Here is a 17631-nt window from a genome sequence, read left to right on the forward strand (position 1 = left end):
TAAAGAAATTTGACTTTATTGCCTTCTCCACAATTTAACAAATTATTAATAGGCTCAGATTCAAGTTATTCTATTTTTGTAAGATAAACCACTTACATGAGAAACTATACTTTACTTGCCTTTCTATTTTTTTCACTTTCTAGTTTATCACAAATTAAAGGAACAATAACCGATGAAAAAGGGAATCCACTTCCATTTGTCTCCGTTTTTGAAGAGAACACCTATACCGGAACCACCTCAAACGAACAAGGAAAATATCAGCTGAATGTAAAAGAGCCCGGCAAAAACAAAATTATTTTTCAATATCTTGGTTTTAAAACTCAAAAACTCACTGTAATTCCAGAATCAAAAACGGTAACACTTGACGTCAAAATGCTTGAAGAAAGTTTTGCATTAAATGAAGTTGTAATCGATCCTAAAAATAATCCGGCAAACGCCATTATAAGAAGTGCTATTGCCAACAAAAAAGAAAATTCAGAAAGAACGGGACGCTACACTGCCGATTTTTATTCCAAAGGGATGTTTAAAATCAAAGATCTTCCGAAAAAGATTTTAGGTAAAAAAATAGACCTTAGCCCTGAAATGGCATCCAATTTAGATTCGACAGGATCAGGAATTCTATATTTATCAGAAACTGTTTCAAAAATCTCTTTTGAAAAACCTGATAAATTAAAAGAGAAAATAATCGCCTCAAAAATCTCCGGAAACAATAGAGGTTATAGTTACAATACCGCCGCTTTATCGACTTACGATTTCTATGATAACACTTTAGAATTTGATATCAAACTCATCTCTCCTATTGCCGACAATGCATTCAGTTACTATAAGTACAAACTTGAAGGGACTTTTTTCGACGACAACAATCATCAAATCAATAAAATTAAAGTAATTCCAAAACGGGATAAAGAACCCGTTTTTGAAGGTTATATTTATATTGTCGATGATAGTTTTGCGATTTATGCTATCGATCTCGACATAAAAGGCTACCGAATGAAAAATGAATTTACTGAAGTAATGAACTTAAAACAAAGCTTCAGCTATAATTCTATCAATAAAATATGGTCAAAAAATGCACAATCACTCGCATTTAATGCCGGTCTTTTTGGAATAAAATTCAATGGAACTTTTAGTTATGTTTATTCCAATTACGAATTTCCGACTTCTTTTGAGAAGAAAACTTTTGGTAACGAAATAGTTGCTTTTGAACTAAATGCCAATAAAAAAGATGATGCTTTCTGGAATCAGATTCGTCCAATTCCGCTGACTATCGAAGAAAGTGCTGATTATTCTAAAAAAGACAGCCTCCAGATTATTCGAAAATCCAGAAAATACACCGATTCAATTGATGCAAAAAACAACAAGTTTAAAATCTGGGATATTTTAATGGGTTATGATTATAAAAACACTTTCAAAAGTTATTCTTTTAATTATCAAGGTTTGCTTAATCTAACTTCTTTGAGTTTTAATACCGTTCAGGGATTCAATTTAGATTCCGGTTTTTCCTTCAGAAAATGGAATGACGAAAAGGGCAAATCAACCTCAATAAGCACGACATTCAATTATGGTTTTTCAGATGAACGTCTACGTGTCATTGGAGAATTTGAGCATAAATTCAACAACATAAATTATGCGACACTTTATATTTCAGGAGGAACTAAAACAGCTCAGTTTAATAGTTCAGAACCCATAACTAAATTTGTAAATTCGATAAGTTCTTTGTTTTTTAAAGACAATTACATGAAATTATACAATTTGGAGTTTCTACAATTTAATTACGGTCAGGACGTCGCAAACGGAATAAACTTAAACGCAAAACTGGCTTATGAGCAACGAAAACCATTATTCAACACGACTGATTATTCTTTCTTTAAACAAGATGATTTTTATTCCTCAAATAATCCACTTGCTCCTAATGACTTTACAACTCCAGCTTTTGATCAGCACCACTTGTTCAAAACTGCTATAACGGCAAAAGTCAATTTTGGAAACAAATACATTTCAAGACCTGACGGGAGATATAATATTAAAAATGAAAAATACCCAACGCTTTACTTCGTTTTTGAAAAAGCCTTTGCCGCAAGCGAGAAAAAATATGAGTTTGAAAGAATCGGAGCTTCTGTTCAATATGATTTATCTCTCGGAAACAAAGGAATTCTCGGAACAAATTTTAGGGGAGGCAAATTCTTTAATGCAGAAAACATCTCCTTTATAGATTATAGACATTTTAACGGAAACCAAACTCATATTGGTACAAGCTCGCGTTATTTGAATGTTTTCAATTTAATGCCGTATTACTCCAACAGCACCAATGACAGTTATTTCGAATTACATTCTGAATACAACGACACTGGTTTTATTATGAATAAAATTCCGCTTTTAAATCTTTTGAAATCAACTTTGAATCTTGGATTCCATTCTCTCGCAATTCCGGACAAAAAACCATATTCCGAATTTACAGTTGGATTAGACAACTTAGGTTTCGGAAAATTCAAATTATTCCGAGTTGATTATGTTCATTCCTATCAAGGCGGAATTCAGCAAAACGGCGTTGTATTTGGATTGAAGATTTTGAATGTGTTAGATTAAGTTACAAAGGTTCAAAGAAACAAAGTAACAAAGGTTTGATTCAAAGTCGAAATACCTCATGATTCTTGACTTCGCTTGAACTGACAAACATCTCATAAATAAAAATCCGTTTACTCTTAAAGAATAAACGGATTTTTTATTTCAATCTTTGACGAAGTTCAGTTTTCAAAAAAAACCTTTGTTACTTTGTTTCTTTGAACCTTTGTAACTTTCTCAATGATAATCATCCGGCTCAATGTGAATTAGCACATTTCCTAACTGCGGAATCTTTATTTTTAAAGTATCTTGTAACTTATGAGACAAATCATGTCCTTCTTTTACAGAAATTTCGGCAGAAACAATTGCATGCAAATCTACATGGTATCGCATTCCTGCTTTTCGTATAAAACATTTTTCTGTTCCCAAGATCCCAGGAACAGTGAGAGCTACAACACGAATTTCCTCTACCAAATCGTCATTTAGATTTTCATCCATGATTTCACCAAGTGCAGGTCGGAAGATTTTGTAGCTATTATATAAAATGAAAAATGCTGCAAAAAGTGCTGCCCAGTCATCTGCAGATTCGTAGCCTTTCCCCATAATCAGAGCAATCGAAATTCCGATAAATGCTGCAACAGAAGTTATAGCGTCACTACGATGATGCCATGCATCTGCTGCTAAAGATGAACTATTAGTCTGCTTGCTTCTTTTCATAACTAAACGAAAAGAGTATTCTTTCCAGATAATAATCGCTCCCAAAACATATAATGTCCAAGATTTAGGCAAATCATGTGAAGTTCCGATATTAGCAATACTTTCATACCCAATAATAGTAGCGGAAGTGATTAAAAATCCAACTACCAAAAAGGTAATTAAAGGTTCTGCACGGCCGTGGCCGTAAGGATGATTATCATCTGCAGGTTTATTCGAATATTTTATTCCGAATAAAACCAGACAAGACGAAAATATATCCGTGGTTGATTCGATCGCATCGGCAATCAGGGCGTATGAATTGCCAAAAAAACCTGCCAAGCCTTTGATCAAGGCTAAGCAGGTGTTTCCAACTATACTAAATATAGTAGCTTTTACAGCTTTTTGTTCATCTGTCATGTAGACTATTTTTTTTTCGCAACGAATTCACGAATTAATCAAATTCCTGAATCCGATGCTAACTTATTTACGCTCTCACGATTTTTGCGCCGATTGCTCTCAAACGCTCATCAATACGCTCGTATCCACGATCGATTTGCTCGATGTTTTGAATAGTACTTGTTCCTTTTGCAGAAAGCGCCGCAATCAATAATGAGATTCCCGCACGAATATCAGGAGATGACATTGTAGTTGCTTTCAGTTGAGATTCGAAATTATGTCCCATAACCACAGCTCTGTGCGGATCACATAACATAATTTTTGCTCCCATGTCAATTAATTTATCCACGAAGAACAAACGGCTTTCAAACATTTTTTGGTGAATTAAAACATCGCCTTTTGCCTGTGTTGCCACAACTAAAACAATGCTTAACAAGTCAGGTGTAAATCCTGGCCACGGCGCATCGGCAATTGTTAAAATAGAACCGTCGATATCTGTTTTTACTTCATATCCGTCTTTGTGAGCCGGAATGTAAATATCGTCGTTGCGTTTTTCGATTGTAATACCTAATTTTCTGAAAGTATTCGGAATCAAACCTAAGTTTTCCCAACTTACATTTTTGATCGTGATTTCACTTTTTGTCATAGCAGCAAGACCAATCCAAGAACCAATTTCGATCATATCTGGTAAAATTCTGTGCTCGCAACCTCCAAGGCTTTCAACACCTTCAATAGTCAATAAGTTAGAACCAACTCCTGTGATTTTTGCTCCCATAGAGTTCAGCATTTTGCATAATTGCTGTAAGTATGGTTCGCAGGCAGCGTTGTAAACTGTAGTTGTTCCTTTTGCCAAAACTGCAGCCATTACAATATTTGCCGTTCCAGTTACAGAAGCTTCATCAAGAAGCATATCCGTTCCTGTTAATCCTTCTTTCGGAGATTCTACTCCGTAAAAATGATCTTCTCTGTTGTATCTGAATTTTGCTCCAAGGTTAATAAAACCTTCAAAGTGAGTATCTAATCTACGACGACCAATTTTATCTCCACCCGGTTTTGGAATATATCCTTTTCCGAAACGAGCCAAAAGCGGCCCAACAATCATAATAGAACCACGAAGCGCTCCACCTTCTTTTTTGAAAGCTTCAGTTTCTAAATACCCAACATTAACCTCATCTGCCTGAAATGTAACAGATCCCGGCTCATTACGTTGAATTTTCACCCCTAAATTCCCCAATAAAGTGATTAATTTATTGATGTCTATAATATCAGGAATGTTATTAATTTTCACTTTCTCTCCTGTTAGAAGCACGGCACATAAAATTTGTAGTGCCTCATTTTTTGCTCCTTGCGGAGTGATTTCTCCTTTTAAAGGAGTTCCTCCTTCGATTTTAAAAATTCCCATAGATTCTTTTTAGGTTCTTCAAAGTTTCTAAGTTTTTGAGATTCTAAGATTCTAAGTAAAAAAAACTTAGTGTCTTAGTAGCTTAGCATCTTAGTAGCTTTTCTATTTTTGATTATTGTTTTTTTGAAAAGGTTTTTTACCACCTTTATTATTGTTTTTGTTGCTCTGAATTTTTGCCTGCCCTCCAGGAGTTGTTTTATTTGAAACGCGTTTGTTGGTACGCATCAAATCAGTTGTGTTCAAAAGCTCTTCTGTACTTTGCAGTAAGTTGATTTTTCCTCCTGACAATTCATATAAATGTTCAAAAATCACATCGTCTTTTACTGTGTCTTTATTCCAGCTTAAGAATGATTTTTTCATATGATTGGCAATAACCAATACTAAAGCATTTTTCATCTCACCTTCTTCCCATTTATTGGCTACATCAATCATATATTTGATGTTGTTTCCATAAAATCTGTATTTTGGGAAATTCTGAGGATATTGCAAAGCATCCGGTTTCAACTCCAGCACTTCTCTCGACGGAATTGGATATGGCGATTCAACATTCAATTTGAAATCAGACATAATGAAAAGCTGATCCCATAATTTATGCTGAAAATCCGGCACATCACGCAAATGAGGATTCAAACTTCCCATAACCTGAATGATATATTTCGCAGCTTTGTTGCGCGTTTCATCATCTTCGATTGCAGTTGCCTGATCGATCAGTTTTTGCAAATGACGACCGTACTCCGGAATTATTAAACGTTGTCTTTCAGAATTGTATTCTAAGTTAAAAACAACATCACTTGCGGCTTCTTTTTTATATTTTTCGATCATAAGTTATAATGAAACTATACCTTCAATTGTAGAAACTTCTTTGTATTTGCCAATTACCTCGTCAGAACTGTGCATGGTAACATCAACAGAAACGCTTGTAAACTTTCCTGTTTTAGATTTCGTAGTTTTAATAACTGCCCCCATACTATCAAAAGCTTTTTCGACACGCTCCACATTATCTGCTACAGAAGGCACAATAAACTTGTACAAATATTCTGCTGGCCAAGTGTTTGCGTTATCTAATTCAACTTTTAATCTTTCGTAAAATTCGGCTGTATTTTTTTCTTTATCGTTCTCCATTCGTAATTAAAAATAAACGCAAATATACGCTTTTGAATTTAGATTTTTTAGATTTTTTATTTTGAAAAAAGGTGCAAAGTTACAAAGGCTTAAAGGTGCAAAGAAAAAAGCTTTAGAAGATTATTTCTTTGTAAATTTTACTCTTATATTTGAGAAAATAATCTGCTAAAATCTCTCGAAAAGTTTATCTACGAGCAAATATACAGCGTACTTTTTGTCATTTCGACGAAGGAGAAATCTTCGCAAGTAACTCCTCACAGAATTTCACCAATCTTTGTCGAGCTTCTCGTGAAAATTTCTCCTTCGTCGAAATGACAATATTGCGAAAAAACTTTGCGACTTCGTGTCTTTGCGAGATTAAAACACATTACAATGAAAAAACTTCTTTTATTTCTTTTCGTCCTTCTATTTAACAATATTCAGGCGCAAGAAATCAAAACCTTAACTTATTTTCAAAACGATACCCTAAAACTTGATTTGGATTTATATCTGCCAAAGAAAAAATCTAACGAGAAAATTCCATTGATTATGTTTGCTTTTGGCGGTGGTTTTTCTGGCGGAGAACGCACTAGCGAAAAAGAATTCGGAAAATTCATGGCCGAAAACGGTTATGCAGTCGCAAGCATTTCGTACAGCCTTTATATGAAAGGAAAGGATTTTGGTTGCAAAGGTACTTTAACAGAAAAAATAAAAGCGATTCAAATTGGCGTAAGCGATATGTGGCAAGCAACTTCATTTCTAATTGAAAATGCAAATAAATACAATCTTGATACTTCAAAAATCTTTATTTCGGGGATTAGCGCCGGTGCCGAAATTGGTTTTCACGCTTCTTTTTGGGATTATAAACTGATGAATTTATACAAAAGTAATCTGCCAGAAAATTTCAAATACAAAGGATTCATTGGCGGTTCCGGAGCAATTCAGGATATTAATCTGATTACGAAAGAAAAAGCAATTCCGATGTTATTGGCGCATGGTAGCAATGATGATACGGTTCCGTATAGTGCAGGTTCGCATCGTTCCTGCCCAACAAATGCTTCGGGCTGGCTAATTCTTTTTGGCTCTTACGCGGTTTACAATCAGATGAAAGAGCTACATAAAGATATAGAGCTAATTACTTTTTGCGGAGGCGGACACGAATTCTCCGGTTATCTTTTTCATGACGGACAACAATATGTTTTGGATTTTGTGAATGATGTTTTGAAAGGAAAGAAATTCGAATCGCATTTGATTGTTCCATCGAAAAAAGAAAAAGGTTCTGATAAATATTTGTTTTGTGATTAAAAAACTTGACCAAACCGAAATTCCATTATTACCTAAACTGGACTGAAGTCCAGCCCTACAATATGTAGCGAGCCTTTGGCTCTTTTCATTTAGTTCCGGAGGAACAATCTCTATTGTAGAGCTGGACTTCAGTCCAGTTTATTGCAATATTTTACCTCACCAACAAACCTAAGAACGAACAAACATTTTCGCCAAAAATGCCAAATATTTCGCTCCAGACAAATATTCTTTTTAATTATGAATAAGTTTAGGTAAATTTGCGCTTTATTTTTAGAATAGTGCAAAAAGAAATCATAGTTCTCCTTGGCGGTCCTGGTACAGGAAAATCTACGCTGATAAACGAATTGGTAGCTCGTGGCTACTGCTGTTACCCTGAAATTTCAAGAGAAGTTACACTCGAAGCTCAAAAAAGAGGCATCGAGCAATTGTTTTTGGAACAACCTTTATTATTTAGCGAAATGTTGCTTGAAGGGCGTATTCAGCAATTTAAAAAAGCATCGGAAGAGCCTGATAATGTAGTTTTTATAGACAGAGGAATTCCAGATGTTGTTGCTTATATGGATTATATTGGCGACGAATATCCAGAGCATTTTACAGACGCTTGTGAGAACTACAAATATTCTAAAACTTTTATATTACCACCTTGGGAAGAAATTTATAAGAGCGACAAAGAGCGTTATGAAAATTTTGAACAGGCACTGGAAATTCAAGAACATCTTATTGAAACCTATAAGAAATACGGTTACGATTTGATTGAAGTTCCGAAAGATACGGTTGAAAACAGAATTCTTTATATCTTAGATAAAATTTAGCGGCGGGTTTAAAGTTGCAAAACTAGAAACTGATTTTCTAAATTTTTAACTTTAATACATTGGCCATGCAGGAAGCACAGGATATTCTTTTAAAATACTGGAAACACGAAAGTTTCCGACCTTTGCAAAAAGAAATTATTGAATCGGTTTTGGAAGGTCAGGATACTTTTGCACTGCTGCCAACGGGAGGCGGAAAATCGATTTGTTTTCAGGTTCCAGCCATGATGCGCGAAGGAATTTGCCTTGTAATTTCTCCTTTGATTGCTTTAATGAAAGATCAGGTAGCGAATCTTCAAAAAAGAGATATTAAAGCAATTGCACTGACTGGCGGAATTCATACTGAAGAAATTATTGATCTGCTAGATAATTGCCAATTCGGAAATTACAAATTCCTTTATCTTTCTCCGGAACGTTTGCAATCAGACTGGATTTTAGAGCGCATTAAAAATCTTCCTATAAATTTAATTGCTATTGATGAAGCGCATTGTGTTTCGCAATGGGGTCATGATTTTAGACCTGCCTATTTAAAAATTTCGGAACTTAAAAAATACTTTCCTAAAATTCCGTTTTTGGCTTTAACCGCTACTGCTACACCAAGAGTTGTAGAAGACATTAAGACCGAATTAGGCTTAAAGGATGTCAATCTTTTTCAACAATCTTTCGAACGAAAAAACATTGCCTACATGGTTTTTGAAGTCGAAGACAAACTATATCGTGTTGAGCAAATTCTGAAGAAAAATCCACAACCCTCTATTATATATGTACGAAATAGAAAATCGTGCTTGAATATCTCAACACAATTACAATCCTTAGGTTTTAGAGCAACCTATTACCACGGCGGACTTTCGTCTAAGGAAAAAGACAAAAATATGCAGTTGTGGATGTCAGAACAAGCACAGGTTATCGTGGCGACGAATGCGTTTGGAATGGGAATTGACAAAGACAATGTTAAAACAGTAATTCACACACAACTTCCGGAAAACTTAGAAAATTATTATCAGGAATCCGGAAGAGCAGGACGAAATGGCGAAAAAGCTTTTTCAGTTTTACTTTATAATAATTCTGATGCAAATCAGACGGAGCAACAATTTATCAGCATTTTGCCTGATAAACAGTTCCTCAAAACCATGTACATCAAACTTTGCAATTACTTTCAAATTGCTTATGGTGAAGGCTTAGATGATTCGTATTCTTTTAAAATGAATCACTTTTGCAATAAATATGACTTCCCTACTTTAAAAACGTATAATGCGTTACAGTTTTTGAATCAACAGGGAATCATAACAATGTCTCAGGAATTTTCGGAAAAAATTACTATTGAGTTTTTAATCGAATCCAAGGAAGTTATTCGTTATATGAGTCTACACCCTAATGACGAGGAAATTATTTTGGCTATTTTAAGAACATACCCGGGTGTACACGAAATGAAAACACCAATAAATCTTCCGTTGATTGCAAAAAAATCAAATCATTCTGAAGAACAAATTACAGCACTTTTAGAAAAACTCAAAGAAAAAGAAATTATTGAATACAAATCTAAAAACAACGACGCGACCATTTTATTTAATGAAGTTCGTGAAGATGATTTAACTATAAACCGGGTTTCGAAATATCTGGAAAAACAAAACAAACTGAAACGCGACCAGCTTTCGTCTGTACTCTATTATATAAAGGAAGACAAAACCTGTAAAAATAGATTAGTTTTAGATTATTTTGGAGAAGAAACAAATGAAAATTGTGGTGTCTGCTCCTATTGTATTACTCAAAAAGGAAAAATCACAGAAGCCGATTCAATTGCAGACAAGATTCTTCATTTATTAAAAGCAACTGCGTTAACTTCGCGAGAAATTCAAAACCAAATAAAGCTAGACACAAAAGATGTTTTAGAAGTTATTCAGGAACTATTAGAAAACAATCATATTGTGTTATTAGCAAATAATAAATACACTTTAAAATCATAATGGAAAAATTACGAATCATATTCATGGGAACTCCAGAGTTTGCAGTTGGCATTCTGGATACCATTCTTAAAAACAATTACGAAGTTGTTGGGGTAATCACGGCCGCAGACAAACCAGCAGGGCGTGGACAAAAAATAAAATACTCGGCTGTAAAGGAATATGCTTTAGAAAACAATCTTACTTTATTACAACCAACTAATTTAAAAGATGAAAATTTCTTAGCCGAATTAAAAGCGTTAAATGCCAATCTTCAAATTGTAGTCGCTTTTAGGATGTTGCCAAAAGTAGTTTGGGAAATGCCAAGTTTAGGAACCTTTAACCTTCACGCTTCTTTATTGCCAGATTATCGTGGCGCTGCTCCTATTAACTGGGCCATTATAAATGGAGAAACCAAAACTGGAGTTACTACTTTCTTTATAGATGATAAAATTGACACCGGAGCCATGATTTTGAATTCGGAAATTGCCATTGAACCTACAGAAAATGCAGGACAGCTTCATGATCGTTTGATGAACTTGGGAAGCAAAACAGTAATTGAAACTTTGAAAGTTATTGAAAGTGGAAATGTAACTACGACCATTCAGGAAGATCATGCCGATATTAAAACAGCCTATAAGCTTAATAAAGAAAACTGCAAAATCGACTGGACAAAATCTGGAGATGAAATCAACAATTTAATTCGCGGTTTAAGTCCGTATCCAGCATCTTGGTGTTTTTTGAAAGACAAAAATGAAGAATTAAACATTAAAATATATGAAGGAAAATTGGTTTTAGAAGAGCATTCATACGAATTCGGAAAACTAATTAGCAGTAAAAAAGAAATCAAAATTGCGGTAAGAGATGGCTTTATTCAGCTTTTAAGCCTTCAATTTCCAGGAAAAAAGAGAATGCAGGCAGCAGAAATTCTAAACGGCATCACTTTTTCTGATGACGCAAAGGTCTATTAAGCTCAGTAAAACAGGGGTTTCTACCTGTTTTTGGTCGACGAACAACATGCTTTATGAACAAAAAAAGCAAGTTATCAACAATTTTTGCTAAATTTAATCAAAACACTTGCACGCAACGGATTTCCTACTAAATTTGTGTATTAACAATTTTTTTTAACCAACAATTAATAACTAATTATTATGAACAAATCAGAATTAATCGATGCTATCGCTGCTGATGCAGGAATCACAAAAGCTGCGGCAAAATTAGCTTTAGAGTCTTTTTTAGGTAATGTAGGAACTACTTTGAAAAAAGGAGGAAGAATTTCATTAGTAGGTTTCGGATCTTGGTCAGTATCTGCTAGAGCTGCTAGAGACGGTAGAAATCCTCAAACAGGAAAAACTATCAAAATTGCTGCTAAGAATGTTGTAAAATTCAAAGCTGGTGCTGAATTAGAAGGTGCAGTGAACTAAGTAAGAAAGTTCTCTAAACTTATATTATACTTAAAACCCTCCTCATGGAGGGTTTTTTTGTGCGGTTTAACGATTTTATTTGGGATTTTAATTTTTTTATGATTAAATTTAATAAAAATTGTAGCCGTATGATTTCAGAAAAATTAAAAAAAGGACACCTGCTTATTGCCGAGCCTTCAATAATTGGAGATTTATCTTTTAACAGATCGGTAATTTTATTAGCAGACCATAACAAAGAAGGATCAATTGGTTTCATCATTAATAAGCCCTTAAAATATACTATTAATGACCTGATACCGGAGATTGACGCCAACTTTAAAATATACAATGGAGGTCCTGTTGAACAGGATAATCTATATTTCATTCACAATATTCCAGAACTGATCCCGAATAGTGTCGAGATTTCTAATGGGATTTATTGGGGAGGAGATTTTGAATCCACGAAAGACTTAATAAACAACGGATCTATCAGTAAAAATAATATTCGTTTTTTCTTAGGTTATACCGGCTGGGATGAAAATCAACTGGAAAATGAAATGCAGGGCAACTCCTGGATCATCGCTGATAATAATTACAAAAACAAAATTATCGGAAAATCGACCACTCATTTTTGGAAAGAACAGATAATTGAGCTTGGCGGTGACTATCTTATTTGGTCAAATGCACCTGAAAATCCGTATCTGAATTAATTTTCAGATAGGGATTCATTTAGTCTTTGGACTAATAAATGCGCCAGATTACTTGTAAACTCTTTTTTTCGATATTTAGTTATCGACTGCACTCCCATGATTACATTAGTTAGAAATAATTCGTCTGCTTTTTGAAGATCGAAAGGCGAAATTTTTTCTTCAGATACTTCTATACCATCTATTTTTTTAGCTATAGCCAAAATCTGCTTACGCATAATACCGTTTAGACAACCTTCAGAAACTGGTGGCGTAATAAGTTTTTTACCTGAAACCATAAAAAGATTCCCTTGCAAACCTTCCACTACATTCTTTGTATCGTTTAACAAAATACAATTTGCCAAACCATTTTCATGAGCAAAAATACTTCCGGTTACATTAATCATTTTATTAGTCGTTTTAATCGACGATAATAATTGTTTTGTAACGTAGAAGTCTTTGTACAAATCGACCTCATATTCAGCGTTATTTAATGTATAAAACACATTTTCAAGCGGTGTTGCATTAATCAGAAACGAAACGTCATTGGTTTTTGGCAAATACAAACCTCCGTCATTTCTAAAAACAGTAATTCGGGCTCTTGCCGAAGAAGAAATGTTTTTTTGCTGAACAAGATTCAAAATTTGTTCTTCAAAGTATTCCATTGTAAAATTCATCGGAATTTCCATTCGCACAACACGCATAGAAGCCATCAAACGGAAGTAATGATCTTCGACAAACAAAATTTTATTGTTTATGATTTTCACTGTTTCAAAAACGCCATCGCCATACAAAAATGCACGATTTTGAGTTAATACATTTTCTTCCTGTGCTATGTTTCCGTTAAAATTGATCATAAAAAAAACCTGAATTTTGTTCAGGGCAAATATAAGGTATAAAATAGACTTTTACTAAACAGAACCTATAAGATGTTTTAGATCTGAGATTTGATTTTCCCACAATTGTTTAGCTTCGCCAACTTCTTCTTTTTCAGCAAAATCAACTACCATTAAAGATACATCTTTAGTAAGTTCATCAACTAAAATATGCAGTTCAAAAAAGTATTCAGTATCCTTACTGCTTTCATCAACCCATTTAAACTTTACTTTTTCACCCGTTTTTTTAGAAGCCAAACGTGCTTTTTCCTGCGAGTCATTCCAGATAAAAGTGAAGAATTCACCTCTTGAATTTACATTGTCTGCAAACCATTCGGACAGACCTGAAGGCGTTGATATATATTGATACAATAATTGCGGCGAAGAATTGATCGGAAACTCGATTTCGTAACGTATTTTTGGATCCATGTGCTACTTTTAATTTTTTCGAAATATAAGAATATATGTCCAAAAACAATGCGTTTTTAAAAATATTTTTTTTTCTTCATTTTATACTTGTACGCTTTAATATTATTTCTATCTTTGCACCCGCAATGAGGAAATTATTCCGGTTTGCAGTCCAGGCGAGGTAGCTCAGTTGGTTAGAGCGCAGGATTCATAACCCTGAGGTCACGGGTTCAACTCCCGTCCTCGCTACAAAAGGCAAAACCCTTAAACAGAAATGTTTAAGGGTTTTTTATTTAAAACAATTCCTGACTTGATTTAGAGCTCAAGTGAGGAACTTTATAAAAACAAATTAGTAAAGCACTAACAATGCGCACAATGCAAAATCTGGCCTCAGGTTAAAACACACTATTCTAATTTATAATCTACAAACTATTCATAGGATAACAATCGTCATAGTAGAGTTTTTTAATATTACTCATATTAATATTAGATAATTGATTTTTTATTATTTGAGCCTCTTTTAACTGGTCGTAAAATCTATTCCCATTTATAAGTTCTATGGAAAATCGTTCCGCTGTAGTATATACGCCTCTCTGAAAATCAGAAGCACATACAAACATTCCGGCTTTATATCCGTTTATCATTAATGAACCCAATAAAGATCTTAGCTGTTCTAACTTAATTTTATTCTTTGACCTTTTAACTTGTACACCTACAGTTAAATCATCTTTTACCAAAATAACATCTATTCCGCCATCATTTGAATATCCAGTACAAATTGCCTGATAGCCAAAGTCTCTATAAACATCTGCAACTAATTCTTCGAAAAGTCTTGGATTTACATTAAACCTATTTTCATAATTTCTCACTAAATAATTTCTCACTTCAGACAAGGGCAAATCTGATTTATTGTAGTCTAAGTTTTTCAACGATCCATTTAAACCAAAAAAAACATCCCACATTTGCCACTGAGCCCCCATCCAATATCTTTCTAAAATTTTCCACCATCCACAAACTGAACAACTTCCTAAAATTGTGCCCTCATAGTTCAAGTCCGAAATAATTCTGAAATAATTTTTTTCAAAGCTTCCATTAATGTTCTCCATCATTATTCGATGTCCATTAAAGCGACGATTAATGTCATTTAAAGAAACATCTAAAATCTGATCAATTTTTTGAATTGAAAGTTCAGTTTTACAGTAAATGCATTTAGTATTATGTCCGCTGTCGGATGTAAATTTCGGATTTATAGAATCAAGATACATAATGCTTATTAATTAAAAAATAAAGGCTTTTTAAAATCCATATTAATATGTAATACAATACAAAAGTATTTATAACATTAAAACGAATAAATTACAATGAAATTTTATCACACCAATGGAATAGCTTGTATAGTTAAGTCGATATTATAAAAATTACTTAGATTTACAACTTGAAAGGAATGTTATTTAAAAATTGATTTCAATTGTATTAAAAATGAATGAAATCAGAAACTGATTCTAAAATTTAAAATAAATGAGCCAATATCCTCTTCCATTACTGCCTTTACAACATGAAGTAGAAAGTAAGGTAGTCCTTAAAAAATTAGCATTGGCTCATAAGGCGCTAGCTGAACTCAACGGAGTTGCTGAAACTATTCCAAACGAAGTTATTATCTTAAACACGCTTTCGCTTCAAGAAGCAAAAGACAGTTCGGCAATTGAAAACATTATTACAACACATGACGAACTATTTAGCAGCGACAACATAGCACAGCAATTTGTCAGTTCAGCTGCCAAAGAGGTTTATAATTACGCTTCTGCTCTAAAGGAAGGATTTAGTATAGTTCGTGAAAAGCATCTTATTACATGTAACCAAATTATAGAGATTCAGAGTATACTTGAAGAGACAAAGTCAGGTTTTAGAAAACTTCCTGGTACTGCACTTAAAAATGGTGAAACTGGTGAAACTGTTTATACTCCACCACAAAATCATGATGAGATTGGTACCTTAATGAGCAATCTAGAAACATTTATGAATGATGATACTTTGACTGATATTGATGCACTTGTAAAAATGGCAATTATTCATCATCAGTTCGAAAGCATTCATCCATTCTATGATGGAAATGGTAGAACTGGAAGAATAATTAATATTTTATATCTAGTAAAAGAAGGTTTACTCCACTTACCTATTCTTTATTTAAGTCGATATATAAATCAAAACAAAGGAAGTTACTATAACTTGTTGCAAGAAACCAGAATTACTCAAAATTGGGAACCATGGATTTTATTTATGCTTGAAGCAGTAGAACAAACATCAATTCAAACTACTGGGATAATTAGGGGAATTAAAAAACTAATGATGGATTACAAGCAAAAGATCCGAACTAATTTACCTAAAATATACTCTCAAGACCTAATTAATAATTTATTTAAACATCCTTATACTAAGATTGATTTTCTAGTACAAGATTTAGACATTACAAGACAAACAGCTTCAAAATATTTAGATCAACTTATAGAACTTAAGTTAGTGACATTACACAAAATAGGAAAAGAAAATTTTTACATCAATACAGCTTTGTATGACTTTTTACATAATGCACCTCAACAATTTAAGTTCAAATAATTTTTTACTCCTGTATTAGTGTCATGTAAAAAAAAATAAAAAAACTTAACATGTTAAAATTCTCATGTTAGAAAAAGTCAAAAAAGTTAACACGTTATAAATGTCATGTTAACAAAAAACAATATACAGCTAAAATTTAAACTAATCTGACAATCTTATAAGCTCAAGTGAGGAACTTCAGTGAGGGAAACCCTAAAATCAGCAAAAAATCAACTTTTACAAAACAATTAAAAACCTAAAAGTCAATGCTTTAAAAATTAAAATAGTGAAATTTCAATTTCCATAACCCTGAGGTCACGGGTTCAACTCCCGTCCTCGCTACAAAAGGCAAAACCCTTAAACAGAAATGTTTAAGGGTTTTTTATTTGTATTTTGTTTTAAAAATCCAAACTTCATATAGCTCAAATAAAGAACTCAATTCCTAAAAAGTGGGATGAAAATAGAAGGATGTAGTGTCTTAAATATGTAACAAAAAAGGAAATAATATTATTATTCCCAATAATCCCCATATTCCTTTTCGTCACCAAAGCAATATCATGCATGAAATTGCTAATATTTTATGTGAACATATAATAAAAGAATTGCCTAAACTGTAAGTTTAATTTTACCATTTGAATGAGAGATTTACACAAACTGCAGAAAGAAGAAACGCTATATTTAGCTGCAACATTCCTGTTATCTAGACTATGTCTTTTATGGTAAAAAAATTAAGCAACTAAGAAATTACAAATCATTTTAATTGCAATTTTGAAATGGTCAAATTTATAATAAGCATAACTGGCTAAAAAAACTTTTTACTCAAAGATACAAACTTCTTTTACTTTCATCTAGTTAATAGTGGATTAGCAGCTACCTCATATTCAAATTTTTATTAATATTTTTGAAAGAAATGTAAAATTTTGAATCATGTATTTTGGCTATCATTTTGAATAGTTTTCATTAAAGTCATATCACCAAGAGTTGTCTAATTTAAGAATATACTTTAAAGAGGCGCATTAGTATTACGCACCACACCTTGACTTACTTGTTTTCAAATAACACTATCTTGTATTGCTTAGCCAAAAAGCACCTCTTTTTCGAAAAAAAACACCCTAAATTTATTAGAGATTAAGTGTAAGCTAAGAGATAAAAATACAGTATATCAAAAAAATTACGACATTAAAAGCTTTTCTCATTAACCATCCTAATAGATATTTGATAATTAAGTATGATCGTTTTATTTTAAATTTCTAACAAAAAATGCCCGCCTAAACGAGCTGGCATTTAACATGGAATTCTTTTTAAAGCTATCTGAATTTATTATTGTTCTTGTACTTATAAATATACTCTGTTGATTTCTTTGGAAAAAACGGTCAAATTGACCACGCTTTTTCAGCATAAAGTGACCACCGCTTTCGGATTAAACTGACCACCACTTTTCAATTTAAACTGACCA

15 protein-coding genes and 1 tRNA gene are annotated in these 17631 nt (G+C 33.2%); 9 read left to right on the forward strand and 7 right to left on the reverse strand.

What is annotated here, in order from left to right:
- Window positions 1–96: 96 nt before the first annotated feature.
- On the forward strand, window positions 97–2586 hold the full coding sequence (locus BD847_RS20620) for a DUF5686 and carboxypeptidase regulatory-like domain-containing protein (protein WP_115890128.1): 2490 nt from the start codon (window positions 97–99) through the stop codon (window positions 2584–2586).
- Window positions 2587–2799: 213 nt separating this feature from the next.
- Here the strand turns inward: BD847_RS20620 and BD847_RS20625 are convergent, their stop codons facing one another.
- The 4 genes from BD847_RS20625 to BD847_RS20640 form a co-directional block, all read right to left on the reverse strand.
- On the reverse strand, window positions 2800–3675 hold the full coding sequence (locus tag BD847_RS20625) for a cation diffusion facilitator family transporter (RefSeq protein WP_115890129.1): 876 nt from the start codon (window positions 3673–3675) through the stop codon (window positions 2800–2802).
- A 67-nt stretch (window positions 3676–3742) separates the two neighbouring features.
- Entirely contained in the window at window positions 3743–5056 is a 1314-nt protein-coding gene (gene murA, locus BD847_RS20630; protein WP_115890130.1) for a UDP-N-acetylglucosamine 1-carboxyvinyltransferase, read from the reverse strand.
- A gap of 102 nt (window positions 5057–5158) precedes the next feature.
- The gene (locus BD847_RS20635) at window positions 5159–5878 is read right to left on the reverse strand and encodes a DUF4290 domain-containing protein (RefSeq protein ID WP_115890131.1); all 720 of its coding nucleotides are present in this window, start codon (window positions 5876–5878) and stop codon (window positions 5159–5161) included.
- A 3-nt stretch (window positions 5879–5881) separates the two neighbouring features.
- The gene (locus BD847_RS20640; RefSeq protein ID WP_115890132.1) at window positions 5882–6178 is read right to left on the reverse strand and encodes a DUF493 family protein; all 297 of its coding nucleotides are present in this window, start codon (window positions 6176–6178) and stop codon (window positions 5882–5884) included.
- A 372-nt stretch (window positions 6179–6550) separates the two neighbouring features.
- On the opposite strand from BD847_RS20640, the gene BD847_RS20645 reads away from it, so the two are divergent.
- The 6 genes from BD847_RS20645 to BD847_RS20670 all read left to right on the forward strand — a co-directional run bounded on the left by BD847_RS20645 (window position 6551) and on the right by BD847_RS20670 (window position 12324).
- The gene (locus tag BD847_RS20645; protein ID WP_115890133.1) at window positions 6551–7462 is read left to right on the forward strand and encodes an alpha/beta hydrolase family protein; all 912 of its coding nucleotides are present in this window, start codon (window positions 6551–6553) and stop codon (window positions 7460–7462) included.
- Window positions 7463–7740: 278 nt separating this feature from the next.
- Entirely contained in the window at window positions 7741–8274 is a 534-nt protein-coding gene (locus BD847_RS20650; RefSeq protein ID WP_115890134.1) for an AAA family ATPase, read from the forward strand.
- 65 nt (window positions 8275–8339) lie between these two features.
- Window positions 8340–10235: a RecQ family ATP-dependent DNA helicase gene (locus BD847_RS20655; protein ID WP_115890135.1), complete on the forward strand. Its 1896-nt coding sequence runs from the start codon at window positions 8340–8342 to the stop codon at window positions 10233–10235.
- On the forward strand, window positions 10235–11182 hold the full coding sequence (fmt, locus tag BD847_RS20660) for a methionyl-tRNA formyltransferase (RefSeq protein ID WP_115890136.1): 948 nt from the start codon (window positions 10235–10237) through the stop codon (window positions 11180–11182). The genes BD847_RS20655 and fmt overlap by 1 nt, the downstream gene beginning before the upstream one ends.
- A gap of 180 nt (window positions 11183–11362) precedes the next feature.
- Window positions 11363–11635 carry an HU family DNA-binding protein gene (locus BD847_RS20665; protein ID WP_012022249.1) on the forward strand — a complete coding sequence of 91 codons (273 nt, stop codon included), beginning with the start codon at window positions 11363–11365 and terminating at the stop codon, window positions 11633–11635.
- Window positions 11636–11763: 128 nt separating this feature from the next.
- Window positions 11764–12324 carry a YqgE/AlgH family protein gene (locus tag BD847_RS20670; protein ID WP_115890137.1) on the forward strand — a complete coding sequence of 187 codons (561 nt, stop codon included), beginning with the start codon at window positions 11764–11766 and terminating at the stop codon, window positions 12322–12324.
- Here BD847_RS20670 and BD847_RS20675 read toward each other — a convergent pair.
- Both BD847_RS20675 and BD847_RS20680 read right to left on the reverse strand, forming a co-directional pair.
- Complete coding sequence (locus BD847_RS20675; protein ID WP_115890138.1) at window positions 12321–13157, reverse strand: aminotransferase class IV; 837 nt, start codon at window positions 13155–13157, stop codon at window positions 12321–12323. The two genes, BD847_RS20670 and BD847_RS20675, sit on opposite strands and share 4 nt — an antisense overlap.
- Before the next feature lie 54 nt (window positions 13158–13211).
- The gene (locus BD847_RS20680) at window positions 13212–13604 is read right to left on the reverse strand and encodes an START-like domain-containing protein (RefSeq protein ID WP_026984135.1); all 393 of its coding nucleotides are present in this window, start codon (window positions 13602–13604) and stop codon (window positions 13212–13214) included.
- Between the two features lie 154 nt (window positions 13605–13758).
- Here BD847_RS20680 and BD847_RS20685 point away from each other — a divergent pair.
- Window positions 13759–13832: transfer RNA gene (locus BD847_RS20685), tRNA-Met, on the forward strand.
- Between the two features lie 173 nt (window positions 13833–14005).
- Here the strand turns inward: BD847_RS20685 and BD847_RS20690 are convergent.
- Window positions 14006–14848, reverse strand: a complete 843-nt coding sequence (locus tag BD847_RS20690; protein ID WP_115890139.1) for a restriction endonuclease — start codon at window positions 14846–14848, stop codon at window positions 14006–14008.
- Between the two features lie 253 nt (window positions 14849–15101).
- On the opposite strand from BD847_RS20690, the gene BD847_RS20695 reads away from it, so the two are divergent.
- Complete coding sequence (locus BD847_RS20695; RefSeq protein ID WP_115890140.1) at window positions 15102–16196, forward strand: Fic family protein; 1095 nt, start codon at window positions 15102–15104, stop codon at window positions 16194–16196.
- Window positions 16197–17631: the final 1435 nt, after the last annotated feature.

Origin of the sequence: Flavobacterium cutihirudinis (genome assembly GCF_003385895.1) — a bacterium.
GTDB lineage: Bacteria > Bacteroidota > Bacteroidia > Flavobacteriales > Flavobacteriaceae > Flavobacterium > Flavobacterium cutihirudinis.

What these genes read in the sequence shown, in the direction of transcription:
- BD847_RS20695 (WP_115890140.1), top strand. Translation starts at nt 15,102, where the DNA reads ATGAGCCAATATCCTCTTCCATTACTGCCTTTACAACATGAAGTAGAA.
- BD847_RS20690 (WP_115890139.1), bottom strand. Translation starts at nt 14,848, where the DNA reads ATGTATCTTGATTCTATAAATCCGAAATTTACATCCGACAGCGGACAT.
- BD847_RS20625 (WP_115890129.1), bottom strand. Translation starts at nt 3,675, where the DNA reads ATGACAGATGAACAAAAAGCTGTAAAAGCTACTATATTTAGTATAGTT.
- BD847_RS20655 (WP_115890135.1), top strand. Translation starts at nt 8,340, where the DNA reads ATGCAGGAAGCACAGGATATTCTTTTAAAATACTGGAAACACGAAAGT.
- murA (WP_115890130.1), bottom strand. Translation starts at nt 5,056, where the DNA reads ATGGGAATTTTTAAAATCGAAGGAGGAACTCCTTTAAAAGGAGAAATC.
- BD847_RS20635 (WP_115890131.1), bottom strand. Translation starts at nt 5,878, where the DNA reads ATGATCGAAAAATATAAAAAAGAAGCCGCAAGTGATGTTGTTTTTAAC.
- fmt (WP_115890136.1), top strand. Translation starts at nt 10,235, where the DNA reads ATGGAAAAATTACGAATCATATTCATGGGAACTCCAGAGTTTGCAGTT.
- BD847_RS20680 (WP_026984135.1), bottom strand. Translation starts at nt 13,604, where the DNA reads ATGGATCCAAAAATACGTTACGAAATCGAGTTTCCGATCAATTCTTCG.
- BD847_RS20645 (WP_115890133.1), top strand. Translation starts at nt 6,551, where the DNA reads ATGAAAAAACTTCTTTTATTTCTTTTCGTCCTTCTATTTAACAATATT.
- BD847_RS20670 (WP_115890137.1), top strand. Translation starts at nt 11,764, where the DNA reads ATGATTTCAGAAAAATTAAAAAAAGGACACCTGCTTATTGCCGAGCCT.
- BD847_RS20640 (WP_115890132.1), bottom strand. Translation starts at nt 6,178, where the DNA reads ATGGAGAACGATAAAGAAAAAAATACAGCCGAATTTTACGAAAGATTA.
- BD847_RS20620 (WP_115890128.1), top strand. Translation starts at nt 97, where the DNA reads ATGAGAAACTATACTTTACTTGCCTTTCTATTTTTTTCACTTTCTAGT.
- BD847_RS20675 (WP_115890138.1), bottom strand. Translation starts at nt 13,157, where the DNA reads ATGATCAATTTTAACGGAAACATAGCACAGGAAGAAAATGTATTAACT.
- BD847_RS20665 (WP_012022249.1), top strand. Translation starts at nt 11,363, where the DNA reads ATGAACAAATCAGAATTAATCGATGCTATCGCTGCTGATGCAGGAATC.